Origin of the sequence: Micrococcus sp. HMSC31B01 (genome assembly GCF_001816085.1) — a bacterium.
GTDB lineage: Bacteria > Actinomycetota > Actinomycetes > Actinomycetales > Micrococcaceae > Micrococcus > Micrococcus luteus.
This window is the reverse complement of record NZ_KV824971.1, coordinates 1-541: the sequence shown is the minus strand read 5'-3', so window position 1 is coordinate 541 and position 541 is coordinate 1. Positions and strand designations below refer to the sequence as shown.

The window sequence follows — 541 nt, the reverse complement described above, 5'->3', positions numbered from 1 at the left end:
GGTCGCCCGCTACCGCGCCGAGGGCGAGGCAGGACTGCAGGACCGCTCGAGCCGGCCCCACCACTGCCCCGCCCAGCTCGACATCGCGATCCTGGCCGAAATCGAGGCCCTGCGCCGGGACCAGAAGTGGTCCGCCCGCCGCATCCATCACCACCTCGTCTCCGAAGGCCACCAGCTGTGCCTCCGAACGGTGGGGAGGTGGCTGCACCGGCTGGGCATCTCCCGGTTGCCAGACCTCGCGCCCACGGGTGAGGACCTGCGCCAACGACCGCAGAAGATCACCGCCCGCGGCCCGGGGCACATGGTGCACCTGGACGTGAAGAAGATCGGGCGCATCCCCGAGGGGGGAGGCTGGCGTGCTCACGGCCGGGACTCCGAGAACGCGCGAGCAGCCAAGCGCGGGCCTGGCCGACGGGTCGGCTACACCTATCTGCACTCGGCGATCGACGGGTTCACCCGGCTGGCCTACACCGAAGCCTTGCCCGATGAGCGGGCAGCTACGACCGTGAGCTTCTTCTGCCGGGCGAGGGCGTTCTTCGCC

Annotated in this window: 1 protein-coding gene; it reads left to right on the top strand. The window is 71.0% G+C overall.

Features of this window, described 5'->3' with window-relative positions; genetic code table 11:
• A partial coding sequence (locus tag HMPREF3105_RS02255) for a helix-turn-helix domain-containing protein (RefSeq protein WP_141762410.1) occupies window positions 1-541 on the top strand: 541 nt, incomplete at both ends.